The 18,706-nt window shown below is 43.6% G+C and carries 18 protein-coding genes; all 18 read right to left on the bottom strand.

Annotated features, from left to right (window positions below; genetic code table 11):
• Positions 1 to 319: 319 nt before the first annotated feature.
• The 18 genes from B0G52_RS24990 to B0G52_RS24900 all read right to left on the bottom strand — a co-directional run bounded on the left by B0G52_RS24990 (position 320) and on the right by B0G52_RS24900 (position 18,423).
• Positions 320 to 1,396, bottom strand: coding sequence for a phosphoadenosine phosphosulfate reductase domain-containing protein (locus B0G52_RS24990; RefSeq protein WP_233163025.1), 1,077 nt, complete (start codon positions 1,394 to 1,396; stop codon positions 320 to 322).
• Positions 1,397 to 1,477: 81 nt separating this feature from the next.
• The gene (locus B0G52_RS24985; RefSeq protein ID WP_094048334.1) at positions 1,478 to 2,068 is read right to left on the bottom strand and encodes a hypothetical protein; all 591 of its coding nucleotides are present in this window, start codon (positions 2,066 to 2,068) and stop codon (positions 1,478 to 1,480) included.
• Positions 2,055 to 2,420 carry a hypothetical protein gene (locus B0G52_RS24980; RefSeq protein WP_094048332.1) on the bottom strand — a complete coding sequence of 122 codons (366 nt, stop codon included), beginning with the start codon at positions 2,418 to 2,420 and terminating at the stop codon, positions 2,055 to 2,057. The genes B0G52_RS24985 and B0G52_RS24980 overlap by 14 nt, the downstream gene beginning before the upstream one ends.
• Positions 2,414 to 3,388, bottom strand: a complete 975-nt coding sequence (locus B0G52_RS24975) for a DNA adenine methylase (protein ID WP_233163023.1) — start codon at positions 3,386 to 3,388, stop codon at positions 2,414 to 2,416. The genes B0G52_RS24980 and B0G52_RS24975 overlap by 7 nt, the downstream gene beginning before the upstream one ends.
• 55 nt (positions 3,389 to 3,443) lie before the next feature.
• Positions 3,444 to 4,196: a hypothetical protein gene (locus B0G52_RS24970; protein ID WP_094048330.1), complete on the bottom strand. Its 753-nt coding sequence runs from the start codon at positions 4,194 to 4,196 to the stop codon at positions 3,444 to 3,446.
• A gap of 96 nt (positions 4,197 to 4,292) precedes the next feature.
• On the bottom strand, positions 4,293 to 5,708 hold the full coding sequence (locus tag B0G52_RS24965; protein ID WP_094048328.1) for a hypothetical protein: 1,416 nt from the start codon (positions 5,706 to 5,708) through the stop codon (positions 4,293 to 4,295).
• Positions 5,709 to 5,893: 185 nt separating this feature from the next.
• A complete protein-coding gene (locus B0G52_RS24960) occupies positions 5,894 to 6,373 on the bottom strand; it encodes a prepilin peptidase (protein WP_158223854.1) in 480 nt (159 codons plus the stop codon).
• Positions 6,374 to 6,375: 2 nt separating this feature from the next.
• Entirely contained in the window at positions 6,376 to 7,260 is an 885-nt protein-coding gene (locus B0G52_RS24955; protein ID WP_094048324.1) for a coiled-coil domain-containing protein, read from the bottom strand.
• A gap of 333 nt (positions 7,261 to 7,593) precedes the next feature.
• Positions 7,594 to 8,103, bottom strand: coding sequence for a hypothetical protein (locus tag B0G52_RS24950; RefSeq protein WP_094048322.1), 510 nt, complete (start codon positions 8,101 to 8,103; stop codon positions 7,594 to 7,596).
• 462 nt (positions 8,104 to 8,565) lie between these two features.
• Positions 8,566 to 9,642, bottom strand: a complete 1,077-nt coding sequence (locus tag B0G52_RS24945) for a hypothetical protein (RefSeq protein WP_094048320.1) — start codon at positions 9,640 to 9,642, stop codon at positions 8,566 to 8,568.
• A 22-nt stretch (positions 9,643 to 9,664) separates the two neighbouring features.
• Positions 9,665 to 10,081 (bottom strand): hypothetical protein, encoded by a 417-nt coding sequence (locus tag B0G52_RS35375; protein WP_143762636.1) that lies wholly within the window; start codon positions 10,079 to 10,081, stop codon positions 9,665 to 9,667.
• A 70-nt stretch (positions 10,082 to 10,151) separates the two neighbouring features.
• Positions 10,152 to 11,654, bottom strand: a complete 1,503-nt coding sequence (locus tag B0G52_RS24940) for a TOPRIM nucleotidyl transferase/hydrolase domain-containing protein (protein ID WP_094048318.1) — start codon at positions 11,652 to 11,654, stop codon at positions 10,152 to 10,154.
• A 1,038-nt stretch (positions 11,655 to 12,692) separates the two neighbouring features.
• A complete protein-coding gene (locus B0G52_RS24935; protein WP_094048316.1) occupies positions 12,693 to 13,664 on the bottom strand; it encodes a DnaA N-terminal domain-containing protein in 972 nt (323 codons plus the stop codon).
• A 538-nt stretch (positions 13,665 to 14,202) separates the two neighbouring features.
• Entirely contained in the window at positions 14,203 to 14,811 is a 609-nt protein-coding gene (gene lepB, locus B0G52_RS24930; RefSeq protein ID WP_094048314.1) for a signal peptidase I, read from the bottom strand.
• Positions 14,812 to 15,333: 522 nt separating this feature from the next.
• On the bottom strand, positions 15,334 to 15,726 hold the full coding sequence (locus B0G52_RS24920) for a hypothetical protein (RefSeq protein ID WP_094048310.1): 393 nt from the start codon (positions 15,724 to 15,726) through the stop codon (positions 15,334 to 15,336).
• Positions 15,727 to 16,044 (bottom strand): hypothetical protein, encoded by a 318-nt coding sequence (locus B0G52_RS24915; RefSeq protein ID WP_094048308.1) that lies wholly within the window; start codon positions 16,042 to 16,044, stop codon positions 15,727 to 15,729.
• A gap of 356 nt (positions 16,045 to 16,400) precedes the next feature.
• Complete coding sequence (locus B0G52_RS24905) at positions 16,401 to 17,153, bottom strand: hypothetical protein (protein ID WP_094048304.1); 753 nt, start codon at positions 17,151 to 17,153, stop codon at positions 16,401 to 16,403.
• 1 nt (position 17,154) lies between these two features.
• A complete protein-coding gene (locus B0G52_RS24900) occupies positions 17,155 to 18,423 on the bottom strand; it encodes a DNA polymerase III subunit beta (RefSeq protein ID WP_094048302.1) in 1,269 nt (422 codons plus the stop codon).
• Positions 18,424 to 18,706 lie beyond the last annotated feature (283 nt).

Here is an 18,706-nt window from a genome sequence, read left to right as displayed (position 1 = left end):
CCAGATGGCACATACGTACGACTTGTGCCACCGGTTTTGTACGCCCAGGTGAAAGGGCAGAATATAAAAAACACCATGCTGTAAAAGCGAATGGTGTTTTTTCGAGGGGAATATGGCGAACAACGCAAAAAAGCCGTTTCCGCAATCGGTCATCCTTCAGGAGAAAAATCAACCCTTAAGGTGATCGATCTTGCGGAAACGGCATAGCGCCATAAATAATATATTTTCAGTATAGCAAAGGAAAAAAAATGATCAAGCGTTTTATGATACAATCCCTGTGCCTTCAATTTTCACGAAGGTCCGCTAGTCTGTAACTCATTTACGGGGAACCCCCTTCACAACCACGAAAAGCCCCTGCTGGCATGATAAAATCTTCCATCACCAGGTCATCGACGCTAAAGGATCGACTTAGTGCCAAAGAAACCCACCTGGGCAGCAGCGGATCACCGATAGGGAGTACCTTGGATACCGAACCGTTCGCAACCTTTTCGAGAACAGAAAGTTTGACATCGATCGTATGATCAATTTCTTTTTCGACCTCAGCAAACCGTGCGACCCGCTCCGGCGCTATGTACTGATAGGCTGCCCATTGATGCGCAGTTGAGAAAATACAGCCCATGCAGGACACTCTGCCAAATCCTAAATAGTAAGCAGGATGAGGCATGATCTTAAACTCGCGGAATAGCGCGAAAATGTCCGCTTGCTTCATGTCGATTACTGGGCGCCAATGATGCACCAAGCGTCGCCGGCTCGTCGATCCGTGCAGCTCCTTCTCCAAATAGTTTGCACGGTTGCCTCCTTCAGCACGTCTTTCGCCTGTCACCCAAAGAATCTTTTTACGGTGCTCCAAAGTACCGCTCATCCTCGGATTGTTACCCAATGTCCGTTTAGCAGAATCCACCTTGTATGAGCTGCACCACCTTATTCTAAGGTCTGCGCTCTGAGCTGGAAACTTCCTTCGCGTTGAAAGCTTCCCTTTAGTTGTCGGCAGACAGATAGTCTGATCTCCTTCTTTGTAAAACACATCTCCAGTGTAGCTATTTTCACGCATAAGTTCCCCATAAAGCCCTCCACGCCTCCATTGATAATATACCGGCACGCCGAATTTTTTCCCGACCGCTTCGATGTAAGGTTCAGTGCATGGCCAGTCCCAAAATTCTTGATGTTCTTCTCCATGGCCGTCAACTGCTTGATGCCACAATTCAACTTTTGACAAGTCTACTCCGTTTTTAATGAGCTGGAAAAAGCTCCCCATAGAATCCTTTCCCGCGGAGATATGCACGACTACGACATCATATTCATGTAAGGGTAGCAATTCAATGGGTTCGCCTTCTTGGACATTTTGGGGCTGATCCAGTCCGAAAGTAAACATCATTTGCTCGTATTGTATTGCCAATATTTCTTTCCCCCTATATGCATGGAAAGCCGGCGCCAGCGCATGAGCGCTGATGACCGGCTTCCATTGATGTTTTATTTTTTATGCTCTCTTTGCTGCGCGGATCTGCATGTTCTGCCTGATCAATTTGCGAATCTCAAACTGGTTGGCACGATAAAATGCGGTACCCGCTTCAGTCAGAAAATATCGCTCCTTCTCTGCTTTATAAAGCTCATGATTGGGAGGCAGAAACGATGTCTCCCATTTGCCTTGTTGGAGTATAGAAGCGAGCAGCGCGATGCACTGATCGTGCTGCCAGCTCACTTGTTCTTCACCACTACTCGGAAGTAAAGTCTGATGATAAAAGGAGGACCACTCTTCTCGATCAAAAGCAATCAGCACCTTGTACAACGTCTCAGGCATATTGTCAGGTCTGCTTTTGCCCATCATGAATTCCACAAATCCGAGTATGTGAGCATATAGATCCGCAAACACGACATCATTTACACTCACCTTGTATACCCCTATATGACTTTCGCCATTCGAAAATAGGACTTCGAAGGAAATAGGAAACGTCTGTTCCTTTTGTAGTTGAATGGCTTCCTTCCGGAGTATGTCATTGGCATCACGCCAGCTCGTCGCCTCTTCAACAATCTGATTATGAAAGAAGCGAATTCGTTCAACTGATACCATTTGCTCTCCTCCTGATCACATCCCAGTTAAGTTCAAAGTAGGGCTCAATTAATTCCAAATAGTAATCGCCATTGTTATGCAGCATGATGAGGTAATATACATTGAAATACCGGCATATTTTCTCGACGGCATCCAAGTAGAAATCTTCTAATTCGAACCCGAAAAAACAAATGGCGGAGTATCCCTCGTAATAAGCCCACATAAAAGTATTGAGGATATTCGCCACATGCTCTTGAACTGGCTCTATACCTATTTGTTGTGCTTCATTCAAAGCAAAGAGATCCTCCAACTCCTGTAAATACTCAGGAATAAACTTCTTCGTTACTCCATTTTCACTTTGGCTTATTAACATGAGTAAACCCTCCCCACCTTCTCGATTTCCGGATAAAAATACAATTGCTCGATGAACGGCGCGTTATCATAGCAAAGGATAATATCCGCCCCCGGCATGCCGTGATACAACGATTCAAGGAGCTCCTTCAGTTCATAGTGCTGCTCTTCGTCGTAATAACATCGATAGAGATTCTTCCCTTGCTCGTAGAAAGGCGGATCAATGAACAACGTGCAGTTATCACGCCAGTATTCCTCTTCAATGAATTCGCACGCGTCCAGGTTGCTGACCGTATACCGATCACCCAGCGCGTGAATCGTATTGATTCTTTTGATGAGGGCCTTCGGATTCCATCGCGATGTGAGGTCCTGAACAGTCCCCTGCCGGCCGCCCAACGGATTAGCCTTATAGATCCCCGAGAATGCTAGACGGTTGACTATCAGCGTATTCCACGCAGCATCCATAATCGTGCAACCGTTGTAGTCCGATTTCACGATGGATTGCGCCTGGAAAAACGATTTGTGCGTCGGTTGGTAGTGCCGAATTCGATAAACCATCTCATCCGGCATGTGTTGTACGACCCACCAAAGGGCATAGATGCCGAAATCCAAATCGTTTAGCCTGAGATGCTTTATGACGCCGGCCTGGAGAAATGCAAATTCAGCGCTTGCGCCTCCGCAGTAGGAACTGCTCATCGTTTCGGTTTTATTTCTTTGCAACTTCAAGTAAAGGTGAGGAATAAACTTAGACTTTCCACCTGGATAGCGGAGCAGCGAGAGCTGTTTCTGAAATTTCAGATTTACCCGCGGTGCCGGCGTACTTGTCCGTTGCTTATCCTCTAAAAGCAATGTAAATCGGTGAATCCCTTCTCCTTCGTCGATGTATGTAAAGCCATCGCATTGGCACCAAAATCCACGGCCATATTGATCGATCTCTGCCTCGTGAAACTCAAATTCTTCAAAGCAAAAACGACACACCAGGTTATCCATATCGATAACTCCTTCGATTGGTATTTATTCTCTTTTCAAGACCTCTTGGTTTTCTTTATAGGCAATCTTGCAAACAGTCCTCTGGAATCCACCCGTACAAACGGTTGAGAAATTCTTCTGTTGGAACAGGGGGTTCATGTTCCGTCCAGCTTTGTCTGCGTTGGGCCTTCATGATCCGCTTTACTTCCTGCAGACGGTCTTCAATGGATAACGCGTCTTGCTGGAAATCATAAGCTTCTATGTGTTCTCCGCTGATGAGTGCGACCTTCATCCATCGCTTTACCTCTTTGAGTTGATAAATCAGGCTCAGCTCCTGCAGGATAAGATCACAACCCTCTGGCGTTAGCCGCAGCGCTGTTAACCCCTTTCCTTTGCTCTTACCGGCTGAAACGAAACCAGCCTGTTTGTAGCAATATCCTTTGTTCGATGACTTTACGGATTCATCTCTTACATAGGTGATGATGCCGTCAGGCGGCAGCTTTCCTCCCCAGTGCATCAGCGTGGCATATACTGCCCATTTGATGAGAAAGGAGCTGGTCCTGAAGCTTTCGTTCCGGAAAATGGTGCTTTCAATGGCGTCGAAGCCATCTTTTCGGAACTTACTCTTCCAGGAGCACCAAACAGCATCGCCGCGAGCGGTCCGTAAGACTAGGTTCTCGCCTGGCCTTGTAAATTGAACTGAGCCTATTTTTTCCTTCTTCCGCGTATAGTGCCGATCGGCAAGCGCCGCGCAATCAGGATCAGCCTTATACGTCCGAATCCACGGGCCATAATGCTCAATGGGTAGAACAAGCTGGACTGCTCTCATGGATACACCTCCAGAAATAAGAAAAACCGAAAACAGAGCTTCATTATGAAGCGCTGCATTCGGTCCCTTGTCTAAGTTTTATTTTATCTTTCTTGATTAATTTAACTCCAAAAAATTCGGCCTAAAGCCGAGGTTAAGTAAATCATCGAGTCCTTTCGACTGCTCGATAGACCATGTTGCGAAAATGAGCTTTACACCACGTGCCGTAAAATACTCCCTTGCCGCCTCAACTAAATTGATCACAGTCTTCCCAACGTTTTCGAGCTTGGTTTGCGCGTCAGCGTCCGGAGCCAAAATGACCGTTTTTGCACCCAGTTGCATGGCCGGTTCAAAAAGGGATTGCATCGCACTCACACTTGCAGTTTGTAAATGGATCTGGTCAGTGAAATCCGCTGCGATGTCTCCTTTTAAGGGGCCTTCGCCTAACCACACCGTTTCCGTATCATAGACCTCTGCTAAGTGCTCTCCGGCTTCCCAACATTCGAGCAGCCGAGATGGAACTGCTACATGATAGGGTGCCGGCGTAGGCATGCTAATGGTTGCTCCTCTTAGAACGCCACGTTTGAGATCTTTGGTTTTGCTGAACCAACGATACCGATTGCCCACGATCAGTTCCGCGCTTCCCCCGCTCACACTTACTGGCAGTTGGCTGCGCTTTCCACTCCAAAGAAACTGACCGCCATAATCGTAAAGTTCAACCAGATCGCCTTTCTTTTCAGCCCTTATACTCCCTGTTGTAACGATCGTATCCGGGTCATCTAGACGAAGTTGAAGCCCCCAGATTTGATTAAAGAGATTTCGAAAAGGTACGATTATTCCTTCTCTCCCAAGCATCGTCCAATAGGGTCCGTACTCGCCTTGCGCTAAATAGAATCCCGGAATGCCTTCAGGCTTTTTACCCAGCTTTTTGATGACGTCGCGGGCAAGTTTGTACCGGTCCTGTGGGTTATCCGACATCGAAGCATAGCTGCGAATCTTGACCGTTTCGATCGGGATCCTTCGTTCTTCTTCAAAGTGTTTGCGGTGCACATCAGTGAGATGCATTAGACTTAAAAGCCCGCGATAATAATCATTTAAGACTTCCGGGCTTTGCTTATGCTCTGACCCATCGTCTTCGACAAGTACTACTTCACCGACACAGCGATCAGTCGTCGGTTGGATGACAGTTCCATCATCATACTTCAGTGGAATGCCGGCCAATGCGCAGACCTGATGCACGGCTGTCGTGAACCGCTCTCCTTTCAGTTCAACAGTGTCCCACATCCTGTAGGCAAAATAACTAAGAACCTCAATACCGCCAATGTCATCTCGGGTAAAATCCTTCCAATAGTGTTTCGATGGCACAATTGCAACGGATGGATTGTTCTCTCCTCCATTGCGATAAGCCATATAAGCGGTCCCTTCTCTCTTCAACTTTTCGCCAAGTGCATTCTCAGCGAATTCTTTAATATCCAATTTTCGAATCATTTCCATTGTTTCATCACTGATTCTTTTTTTTGGCGCATCCGTCATAAGATCGTCCCCCTTGTTATCAATTTTTGAAGCACAAAAAAACGCCCTATAGAGTGTTTGCGTGCTTGATCCTTGCACACAATACAACCTATAAGGCGTTTCTCTTGCGATGAATGCCACAATGGCGTTAGTTAATTAGTTTTATCTTAGCACTTCGACACCTTATTCGCAATCTGCCTTTTTCCCTAAACGTGGACAATCAACCAATTGACGACTGGCTCTCCAAATACATATGCGATGAGCGCACCTACTGCCGTAAACGGTCCGAGTGCCATTTTCGCATGAATATCTTTCGTCGCCAAAATCCGAATGATCGCATAAACCATGCCGATTACCGCGAATAGGAGAAGAGCCATTACTGTATATGGAATACCGAGCGAAAATCCAACGAACATCCAGAGCTTGAAGTCCCCGCCCCCAATTTGATTTTTCGTGATCAAGGAGGCAAGGAAAAAGAGCGCGCCTACCACTACTCCTGCAATGACATAGCTTTCGAATGGGAAAGTATGTTCAAAAAATCTTAAAACCAGCATTGCCGGCAGTCCGAATATGATCAAGCCATTGGGGATGATCATTTTCTTGAAGTCCATGTAGGCAGCGGCAATGACGACTGCGAGAAAAACGGCATCAATAATTATGGTTAGCGTGGAAATTTCCTCCGGCAAGTTCATTCCTCCTTGCTGTCGCTGTCAGAATTCTCTACTGAACTTTTCTTGGATTTTGCCTTCTTTTCCTCTCCTGGCTGTTTCTCATACTCTCGACGGATTTGTTCTGCTCGCTCATACAACTCTCGGATTTGTTCCGTCGCTTTCTCACTCGCTTCCGATAACTTGTTTTGCATCTCTGTCCGAAGCTGGAGCATCTCCCGCTCCTTCTCTAAATCCTTTCTTTCTGCAAGACGCTCCAGCTCATCCTTTTGTCTGCTCTCTTGAAGTCTTAATTGTTCCTCCAACTCTCTAATCTTATCTTCCTGTCGCTGCAGAAGCTTCGTATTTTCATCATTTAATGCTCTGAGCTCCTTGTTTTCGTCGGCGGCGCCCTTATATTCCTTTACGATTCCAGCAAGCGATTCAACCTTTTCCCGATACTCCTCTACGAGTAAGTTGTCTTTTCTCGAAATCTCCTGAAGTTGCTCCCCCTGCTTCAATTGGGCCTCAACTTCTTTCGCTAGCCGCAGGTTCTCTTCTGATTTCTCCTTTAACTGATTCTGCAATTCTGAAATTTCTCGTTCCTGAATGCCGATCACTTCAGCTCTTTCGAGCATGGTTTGATCATGCGATTGCGTTAAACTAATTCGTTCTGCAATTTCTGTTTGGATCATTCCGAGGAATAACTCAACGTTTCGTCTCGAGTGATATTCGAGTTCATCAAGCTGCTTACGATAGCCTGCCCCTACTTCCCCCTGTTTTAAAAGGTTCATTTCATAGAGCGCGGCAATATGTTCGATAAATGCTTCTTGTGTCTCCAACTTCGACTCTTCAAACAAAGTTTCGAGCTTTTCTTTTAATTCAGAACTCACTTTGTATGCTTTAACAATTTTCGCTTCGCTCACATTTACCACTCCAATAATTAGAGTTAACTATATATTGTATATTTTATCAAAGGTTAACCAGGTTTACTAGGTTAACTTTCTTATGAAGCAATAGCTTTAGTGCCCATCGGCCCGTTAGATCCAAAACGGACAATGAATAGTTAACTGTTAAACCCTTATATAGCAATGGTTAACTAGGTTTACCCGGTTAACCCTTAAAAATAGCGATTTAACATCACAGTTTTCGCCGGTGGCGGAAGTGTGTAGAGAAAATAATGTAATGCCTTTGTATGGTTCGTACTGCGCGGTTTAGCCACTACATATCACCACCCCTGATACTAAAAAGAACAACGCCTATTCGCGCTGTTCTTTTGGATTTTCTATACTTGAATCATTATCTTTATCCAACCGTTCTTGTTCTTCGTTTTTTCGCAACAAAGCTGATCCATGGAGTTCTTCAAGAGTTTTTAATTGTGATTTATAGAATTCAAGTTGCTCCCTCAAATCCTTATTACTAATCATTATGATTACTAATCCTAAGCCGAATAACACTATGAAATCATTTATTTCTTGCATTTTATTAATTCCATCAAGAAATGAAAAGTGAGGTAAAACAATTATAGATAGAACTGCTGCATACAGTGAAAAATAAGCTAACCGATCGAACATCTTTTGTTTCTTTATAGTTTTATAGCTGTCTTTTGCTTCAAAAGACAGAAAATCAAAAATAATAAATAAGAAGCCTGCTATAGACAAAGAGAATACATATTTATGATCTAGCTGTATTCCAGACGTTAACCTCATTGAGGAAAGAATCAGGAAGGCGCCGCCAATCATTGTAGTTAATCTAACATTTGTATTCATGCCATGACTCCCTTGGATTCCAAATCCTTCAAATCAATGATACAGTACAATAGATTTTTCAACAATAAGGATCATCTTCCGCGATGTTATTGCGCCGGAACTCACCCAGAGATAAGCCAAGATCGAGCAGTCGTCTCGTCTGCCCAGAAAGTGGAGCGGTATCCCTAGTTGTAAAGCCACGATCACGGCGATCAACGTCGTTGGACGATCTGTTCAGGGGAGATACGAGTCATGTCGATCACAAATGAAGCGTACCTGGGATTGAGCCTGGAAGCTCTTGCGCTAATGCTGAATCGTTCACGCTCGTCGATTGCCAAGTAGCTGGAGAAAAGAAGGATGGACGGATCATACCGTTATATCTGAAATTCCTGAATTCAAGCGCTACGCTTCAGTGTCATATCAAAAAAGAAACAGCAAAGAGCCACGACTTGAAAAATAAAGTCTTAGACCATTGCCTTCTGATTAAATTCTTAATAACGGTAGCTTTAATCTTGTGGCTAGTTCTTCTGCCTGACCTACCGACCATTCCCTTGTATCTTCTGTTTCTAATAGAAAGACTGCAATTGGATTTGTAGAAGGATCATTAAGAAGCACAATTTCGTTATATAACTCGTGTCCGGAGATATTCTCAATGCCGGAATTTTGGTATTCTTTAGAATCATTCTCGATTTCTTCGATGTGCATAGTTTTGCATGTTTTAATACTGTTATATTCTAAGTATTTATTTGGGCCTAGCGGTATAGAAGTAAGCGAGAAAAATTCAGCATTGATTCTGTCTTCGCAGAAATAAAAATCATTCACATAGCAATCAGAGCTACAAATGAGCAAAACATTCTTTAAATTTGGCTGATAAACAAACCCAAATTCCGATTTTCGATACGTCCCTTGAAATTCGTCTGTAATTAGACTTGTAGAAATTATAGGTCTGCTCTTGGCTTGCTTAAGCGCATCATTAGCATCAGTGCCTATAGCATGTACAAGAAATTTAAACTTACATCCGCGTCGATAATCACTGGGTTTTGTAAGTTGATTCTCCCACTTCCTTAATGTAATCGCTGCGAGAGGCTCTTCAATATCATATTTAAAATTTATATATGTTTTATATCGTGATATAAAATCCTGATCATCCCAATTTAAATGATTAATTATTTTCCTTGCGAGATCATGTTTGGATGAAAATTTGTTTTTTAGATCTCTCTCTCTTTCCGCTCTATCTTTTTTATAATCAGGAAACCGCTTCTTAAAATACTGGAAACTTTCCTTAATTTTTTGAACAGCATTCACATCATCATTAGTGAAGCCCCTAAATGTTCCGTCTAAAATCAGATTTATATTGGTCTCTGTCTGCTCTAACAGTGTGTCCAAAGGTAGATCATCTAATTGAATGGAATTAATACAATTAGTTATAGCGTCGATGAAATTGTCGATGTCATTAGGTTGAATATTATTAGAACAAGCTGCTATCATATCGATTTTTTTGCGTCTCTCGTATAATAAGCTATCAATTACTGTCCGTTGAAACATAGTATTAAAATACATTATATTCCCCCATTAATTACATCTAATTGTCCTTAGTTGGGGATTCCCAACTCCCGTCCCAGCCACCAAAAAGCTCTAGGAACACATCTTCGGGATCACAAGCGACTACCGTATGTTTTTCAATAGCCACCGCCACCTTACCAGCCTTACTTTTGTGCCATTCAACATTTAGTACGTTCCTCCATTCACCCTGGAAGGAATGAGGAATACTGAGGAAGCGCGAGTAACGATGAGACCTAGCTAACATATCGCGCACCCGAATTGGACGAACGATATTCGTATCGACTCCTCCTTTCGTACTTGATTTCATACGAATGTACAATGGACTTTCGCATGTCTTGCAGAACATTTCCGTTGGAATTTCAGGAACGGACACTTTTTTGCATTCATAACAGTACGTGCTGTAAATTTTGGGAAACCAACCATGGACTTTGGACACTACATTCATTACTCCTTTATTTAAGTTTGAGATTGATTTCCAACTAGCGCCGTCTTAGATAGAATAGCTTTCACTCCATTCCGATATTTGCACCACTTAATTTATAGGCCTCTTTTATTAGTTCCCATATTAAATTTGGAACATCTTTCTCACCCATACGCCTAACAGCTTCACTGATAAATTTGACTTTATCCAGTTTTGAATTCCCTCTTTGCCATACTAAATGATTTATATCATGCAAAACGCCTTTCTCCGATTTGAAATCCGATTCCTCATAACCCTTCTCCGCTGGATAAAGCTCATTCAGGCTGGCCACAACAATTGGGAGAGGAACCAAGTCTTCGAATGTCCCCTTCGGTATGAAAGTTAAACTGAATTTGTCCCGCTTCCCCTCCATCATTTTTTCAAGTTCACGCTTCTCTTTTTCTGCATCACTATCAAGTAGCACACAGATTTTCAGTTCCGGAAAGTTGCTTCGAATAATCCTAAATTGTTCAAGCACCTTCTCTTTTGATTTACAATTAAGAACTAGGATGTTCTTGAGGGAAAGCGGCATCCCTATCCGGAGCGCCATTTGCGGAAGCGCCAACTCCTCCGTTGCACCTTCAACCAAGATGACGCATGTCGGATCTTTTACAATGTTGATGTTAGTTGATGGATCTCGTATCAGTTTTTCAATCTCATTTCTTACCTTTAGACGGAATTCTTCATACCAGTTAAACCCTATTTCAATTTGAACATTTGGGTCATCTTCCAAGAGATGTGCATATAGGATGTCATCGTGATGTATAGTTGGCTGGTCGTGATAATCACCGCATGTTGGGCATATTACCCTTTTTTGAACTTGCTTGCTTTTCGGTATAATGTTCTTCAGTTGTTTTAATTTCTCTATTGTATTGCTCGAAAGACCAGGATTAGAGATTAACCCTTCCACTCCGCCAATCGAGCGATATGTCTCCTGAGAGATAAACCGATCAGTGAATTGAAGCGCGAAATTATTCTCATATGATGGAAACCTTACATCCTTGCTAACGACCATGCTCAATAAGTGTTCGGCGTTTTGTACATTCCAGTGATAGGCTTTTCTATAAAACGTCGACAACGCCATTAAAGGTGGGAAGCATGTAATCTTTAATGCAAAGTCCAGTTGCTCTGATGGGGCAGGCAGCTTCCAACCTGCTTCTGCCCATGATAGGAGAAGTAAGTCAATGTAGTTCAAGTCCATTTCCGTTAACTCAAACAAATTGTTTAACTCAAGAGAATACTCTGTTGCCAACATATATGAAAACGGTGTCATCTCGAAGCCGATGGACAAGCTATCCGGATCTGAGTGAGGTAGAAACCGTTCAAATAAAAAGTGGAAGGTATCCCTCCAAAGTCCCTGATAATATTGTATCCTTTCTTCTAACGTGGAGTTACCCTCCAAAGTAAACTGTTTTTGATCCAGTACCAGTGCTGCAAGGCCAGAAAGTTCGCTATCCTTGTGAAACAATGGCAAAATAGGGAAGATTGCAATCTCATCTATGATGGCTTTAATTATTCTCGGTTTAATAATCGTTAATCCCTCTTTCATCACAAATCATCTCCTATCTTTTATTCTAGTATGGGATAGGATCTCCATGATTGCAATAATTGCCATTTCGGTAAGAAGTGCTGGGCGTCTCACTCGACTATTTGACCCGAAGGAGGGACGGTCCACCCATCCTGAGCGCAATACCGGAAGGCACAACCTTATCGCCGTCGCCGCGCCAAAGGCGAAGTCGGATTTCATCCGGTGAACCAAGCGAGTTACTGCAGATCGTGCCGGTCTTCGACAGCGCCGCGAAGAACCAGGAGCACGAGCTACCTCTGCTCGCGCTGATCGCAAAGCCGGGCTTCAATCGGTCGAACTGAAGTTGAACATGTCGGTCGTCGTCGCCGCAGCGTCCAACGGTAAGTCGGCTTCACCTGGTGAACCATTCCAAGTTGCAGCTAATCGTGTAGGCCGTCGCCGACCGTGCGTCAATCGTAAAGCCGAGAGCCACCCGGAGAAACCGGAAATGCGAGTTGCAGCTGATAGTGAGGCGCTGACGCCCGTACGCTGATCGAAAAGGTGGGCTTCAACGGTGAACCCGACGTGAACTGCAGTTGATCACGCCGTTCATCGTCGCCGGCGCGCCAAATGCGAAGCCGGGCTTCACACGGAAACCAGGAGCGCGACCTGCATCGCCGGCGGCGCGGGCTCAGTTGCTCTGATCGCTCCTGAGAAATGAGAAACAGGAGTCCGAAGCTGCAGATATTGGATCCGGCTGTGATCGCTGAGGACCAAACCCGAAGCCGGGATATTTGTGTCATTTTTTGAATATTAGAAGAATCATTTATTTGTTGATGATCTTTTAAATACTTAAATACTTAATTATTCGGGTCTAGAATTTAGACCCTCCCCCTCTAGATTTTAGACCCCCCATCGCCCTCTAAAATTTAGACTACGAAAAATTGTGGATAACTCCGCCCTCTAAAATTTAGACTACGCGCCATCTAGAATTTAGACCCCCCCCTCCAAATTCTAGACGGGGGACTCTAAATTCTAGACCCCAACTTATCCACAAAAAAAACCGCCATTTCCGGCGGATTACTGCTCTAATGAATCGTATTTAACCTGGATATAGTCCTTCAGAATAAACTGTGCCGCATTTTTTATGTTGCTTTGATATCGGGTTTCAAGCCATTCCTTGTGAAAACGAGTGGGCGCGTATACCCAGAGTACATTCTCTCTTCGAATACAAAATGTATTTGAAAACCACGTATTATAGGAGGGCTTCGAAAATTGATCTTTAAGCACTTCAAGGACTTGTTCCCAAAATGCCAGATCATCTTCATTTCGTTCAGCTTGAAGAGCCTCCCTCTTAAGCTGATTAATCTTTTGTTCCTCATAGTACGGCCTGCGGATTGGAACTACTTCACCTGTAGTAAGAGCCTCATTAAAGACCGATTCGTAGTCAACCTTCTCCATCACTTGTAGAGAAACAGATATTTTCTGGTTCAAATCTGCCATGAACCGATGATGCTCAGTTTGTAGCTTCGCCGGCAATTGTTCAATCAATTCTTCAGTAAGAAAAGGGAACTCTTTCCTCACTTTTGTAATCGGTGATTCTTGCATGTTGTTACGAGCGGTGTTTTCGCACTGGAATTGATAGATAAAACCATAGCGCTCTAACAGATCTAGATACTTCCGAATCGTTTCTTTCGAACGATCAGTGAAATTACAAAGTGATTGAAGTTCAAGCCAGCAATAATCCTTATTGTAACAGTGCATTCGCAGCAACAGGTAAATGTTCAAGCCTTCCGGTTTGATGAATCTGTTCCAAAATTTTAGAAGATAGTGGTGAACAAACACCACATTCCCTTCCATCAGAGGCAAGTTCAGCCCGAATCGATCAAGCGAAAACTGAACCACCTCGGACTCTTGGAAGTACACCTTTTCCTGCTCTTCTTCAAAATAATGAATGCTCTTTTTATGCCTCATGCCTGTTCGGGGGACTTGCCTTCCCGTTGACCTGTATCTAAAGTACTTGAGTTTCTCTTCTCTTCCTTTTAAGTTCATTGATCTGTGGCACGCTAAAATGTTGACTTCAATAAGTCAGACATGATATGATTTTATCAATAAAACCATATCTTAGTAATCAAGAGCTCAAGGGTCCCAATCCAAAGCTCTTTTTTTATTTTAGCTGATCCACTTCCCTCCCATCAGGAATATGTGTCCATCTCGCGACATCACTCTTCATCCCTCCCTCATCAAATTTCGACATACACAAAAAAGCCCGATTTGAACAGGCATAAATACACCTGAACCCATAGGGCTTTTGCTTGCTGGAATGTCGATAATACATATCGACGAGATTAAAGCCATTTTATCATCGATCTATACGACTCGCAATCAAATATATTTGCTTGATTGGACTATTTTTTCAATAATAGCATTAGTGAGCGGATCCTGATGCCCGGTTTCGTCTGTAAACCCCCGGACGGACTGCAGCTGCTCGATCTGGCCGATGCCTTCGCCGCGCGGATCCCGATGCCGGCACGCTTTCGGTTGTTTTGCCGATAAGGCGACCTTCATTCAAAAATGCAATAAGTCCAGTTTACAACTCTAATTCCCTAATAGAGTTGTGCTGAACAAAGCGTACTTGGTTGATTGGCCAAATTACTAAGTCAGCACGTCCAATGACTTCGTTCAAAGAAATTGCGCCAAGAGCTCTACTATCCTGACTGTGTAAACGATTATCCCCCAGCACAAATAGTTTATTATCCGGTACCAGATACTGAGAATAGTCTCGGTTCATTTTGATACCATTCTCTGCTTTATCATACAAACTACTCTGCAGATAAGGCTCTACTAACACTTCGCCGTTTATGTAAACTAAGTTGTTTTTCAGTTGAATCCGGTCCCCAGGCAGTCCGATTATTCTCTTGATTAGGGTTCTGCCCTCCGGAGAACGAAGTACAACGATTTCCCCCCGCTTTGGGCTCCGTAAGTCAAAGATCAGTTTATTCACAACGATCCTCTCTCCTGTTTTGAAGGTCGGAAACATCGAAGGCCCCTCGATCGCATACGGCATAAATAAAAATTTTTGAATTAAAAATAAAACGATTGCAGCAGTGAGCAGAGCCTTAATCCATTCTTTGGCTTCATTTTTCTTTCCTGAACTATTCAGTATTTCTTGCTCTGTTTCTCTCACAATTGTATCCATAACTTGTTTCACCTCAGTTTTTCAAACCAGTAAACAAAAAGCCCTTATGAGCAGACGAAAATACGCCTGAACCCATAGGGCTAATGTTTGCGAGAATGTTAATTGAATCGACAATTATATCCATTTTATCATCGATTTATAGAACTCGCAAATGAACAGAATTGCTTGTTAGGTTTTATTCATTAGTTTACGAATACGATTTTGTCAACAAACCTTCTAAAGTTGCTGATAAAATTAAACAAAGGTATATCATAATAGAATTTTCGCACATCCTTTTCCAAGATGCTATTGAGCACCTCATTAGTAGCACCCCAAAGGTCTAATCCTTCCCAGTTGACTAGCCATCTCCAGACGTCTCCCTCACAGTCAAAACGTACAGTCCGTTGTTCTTTGTCAACGATCATTGTTACTGTATCTGTCTTCTCATTCGTGTTAGTCATAATTTTCGACCCTTTCGGTTTTTATAAAGATTTCCCCAATTGGCTCGCTTAGCGAAAGCCAACCAATTGAGGAAATCATAATTCAATTGATCCCAAAGGTAAGCAATGGCTGCTCTATTACCGAAGCAATTGCATCACGCAAATAGCCTTGATGAAAGGGACGATATCTCCCCTGCCGCACGATCAAACCTGAATCCACTTGGACCGGCTCACCATACAATTCGGTCTTAGGAGAAACGTGGCCTTTCCAAATCACAAACTCTTCATGTTGAGCATAGAAACGAACACTCAACACTTTACGACCGCGCGGCCGTTTGAATCGGATAAGCAAGCTCTCTTTGTACTGTGCGTACGGGGTTACGGACACTTCCAAAATGGTCATATGCTGACGGTATGGAAATCCGAAATCCGTGAGTGCAGTAAGTGTATACTTTTCGCCGGGAACCAGTATCGATGCTATCTTTTTGTAATCCAATTAAATTACTCCCTTCATCTTTTCGATTGGGAGTTCCTGTATTCGGCCGTCGCACCAATCGATAATGGCTTGCTTTTGAGTACCAGCTGCCCAAATGAGATACGGTTCAATTAATGTGCCTTCTTCTGTTGTCTGCTGCAAGAAGATCCCTCGAAGTACAAGAAGCAGATGTTTGACTTGCAATCTCCTCATATCCTCCCAGGTAACCGCCACTTGCTTTTGTACTTTCTCTTTACATTCGATACACAGCGCTGAGGGGCAATGCCCATCCAACACATGAATCGCGCCACATTCGCAAATATAAAGTCCGATTTTCACAAGGCCACCTCCAAATCTTCAACAACCATCGATCGGGCAATTTCCCAATCGAAGGTTTCGTAAACAAGTCGCGCTCGTCTGAAGTCTCCCTGCCTGCTAGATGCTGTAAAGAAATAAGGTATTCGCCTACCTAACCGGTTGAGAACAACCATAAACACCCTGAAGATAGGTCGGTCGGTTACGATTACAAACTCTTCAATACTCTCATTTTTGCAAACTGGACAACTGAGCTTTCCTTTCGTGTGATGGGTATGCGCCCTCCCACATTTACATTGCAACAAGAGCACTTTATTGTTCTCCAATTGATTACCCTCCTAAGATAATAAAAATAGAGTGCCCTTTAGCACTCTTTGCGTTCATTTGAATTCGGCAGCATGGTATTCTGGAATCATGTCCAGAATCCAATTTTGCGGACGAATTAACAGTGATTGGATGAACATCCATTCCTTTTTCGGCAACGGCGGCTGCATCGAAAATTCCTCTACGATAGCCGTAATTACTTTTAATAACTCGAAGCGATTTAGATCCGTCTCGGGCCGTACGTAACTAGGCTCGTCGATCAATCGCATGCCTCTGGTATCTCTAATCTGATTCATCCGTTTCCGGATGCTTTCAAAATCCTTGATCATGTATTGGCTGCAGTCGTCCCAATAGATTCCTGAGAACTCCCAATATGCAGAACTGCATATTGAAGAAATTATTGCTGGGAAGCTGCCTTCATGGATATCTGATAAAGCGACCCGGTATTCCGGAAACTGCTCAATCAAGATGTACTTTAACCTCCAGATCAATGACTCTATCAAACTAAGATCTTCATCGCATGGAACTGTTTCCGTCAACTGATAGTGGATGAATTGGAGTGATGTTAACAGTTGAGCGGTTGAATCCTCGTAGCGCTCCCGCTTAAAACGGATGCGATAGAACGCAATGGATTGGCCATAAACGCGATTGTAGCAATCTATGATCTCGTATTTATAACCGTTGAACAGTCCAAGCAGTTCGCTTAGTGATCTTGTACCTAGTAGATCAAGGACCTTATCGTCTTTGCAATCACATAACCCATTAATCACATTTGTGAAGGTAACATCTGTAGGAATAAAGATGCTCATCTTAGCCCTCCGCTGCACGTAATGGAAGCACTAATGCAAACTTGGTGTAATCCTCATACTCCAAGGCATCCGGATAGAAAATAATTGGACTCAGCAAACCGATGAATTGAATACGCACTTTTTCATGCGAGCTCAGCGACTTTAGGGCATTCTTAGCCCTCGCTGGATCGATCAAAAAGCTAGCATCGCCATCCGTCTCTACTTCCAAACAATCTTCTGCCTTCCCAAGTTGACCCTTTGCGCTAAGCGCGAGGACGCCATTACCGAAGCGCACAGAAACCGAACAACTACTGTTTTCTTTCTCTCCGGCCACCATCAGTAGACACCTTTCAAAGGCTCCAAGCAAATCTTTTTGCAACACAATGCACTCTGCTTTTATCCCATTTGGAACCATCTTAGACAAGTCAGGGTATTTACCTTCGACAACCCGAGAGATGAGCGTCGAGCCAAAACCATTTACTGTAATGGTTGCCGTTCCGAACTGTACAACGATCCTACCTTCGTGCTTCCCAAAGACCTCGTATATACGGTCTACGGTATCGTGGGATATGATCATGTCAAGCTCACGCAAAGTCGTGGCTTCCAGTGTTTCAACTGAAGCCTGCCTTCGATTTGTCGTTTCTACAATGATTTTACCTTCTTCCCTGCATATCAGATGTATGCCGGCGATCGGTGAATCCATTGTTTTCTTTTCAGATGCATATTTACTGTTATGCAATGCGGAACAGAATTCCTTGCTCGAAAACGCTAGAGGGGGTACGGACTCTGGTCGAGTCTGAGGATACTCCGAAACATTCAGTAGTTGAAGCACATACTCCGATTTTCCACACCTTATGTTGAGGAATCCATAGTCTTCTTCCCCATTTCCGGCATTGAATTCGAAGATCCATTCAGCCTTTTGGGGTAACTTTTTTAGCAGCTCCGCAAACCTACCTGCAGGAACCAACGCTTCGATAGCTGCATCTGCTTCGAACATAGTATCTTGCCCAAATTCGGCAGCGTACCCTTTAATAAGGGTCTGATTGCTGTTGCTACCAGTGGTGAACAATGCGACTCCGTCCACCTCTTCCATTCCATTTGCGGTTCGCTTGGGTACCTTGGTTTTAACTTGCAGAAGCATCCCTTTTAATACCGGAATTGATTCCACTTCTGCGCAAAAGCCCGCAGTTTCATCGATCATCCGAATAAAAGCTGGCTTGTCCCTAACTTTTAACCGAACCGTCATCTCTTCTGCAGCTTTCTCTTGCATCATTTCAAGTAAGTTGCTCATATGTGCCCTTCAAAAGTCCTCGGGCATTCACCTCCAGGTAGAAAATCATGTCCTCTCGGAACATGAGCCTTTTAATTGAACGGTGCGCTACGTCCGCCAATAGAGTCTAGAAAACGCAAAAAAGCCCTAGACAGACAGATACCTTCGATTGCCTCATGTTTCTGAAGCAATTGAGATATTCTGCCGCTAGGGCTTCTAATCTTGCGTATAATGTTCTTCCTAGATTCTAAGTCCACTATATCACATATTTTAACGAGAAAACAATCGTTTCTAGATGCAAGAA

It is taken from the genome of Cohnella sp. SGD-V74 (assembly GCF_003001675.1).
In the GTDB taxonomy this organism is placed as follows: Bacteria; Bacillota; Bacilli; order Paenibacillales; family Paenibacillaceae; genus Cohnella.
Note: the sequence above shows the minus strand (reverse complement) of the source record. Positions and strands in the feature narration are given on the sequence as shown.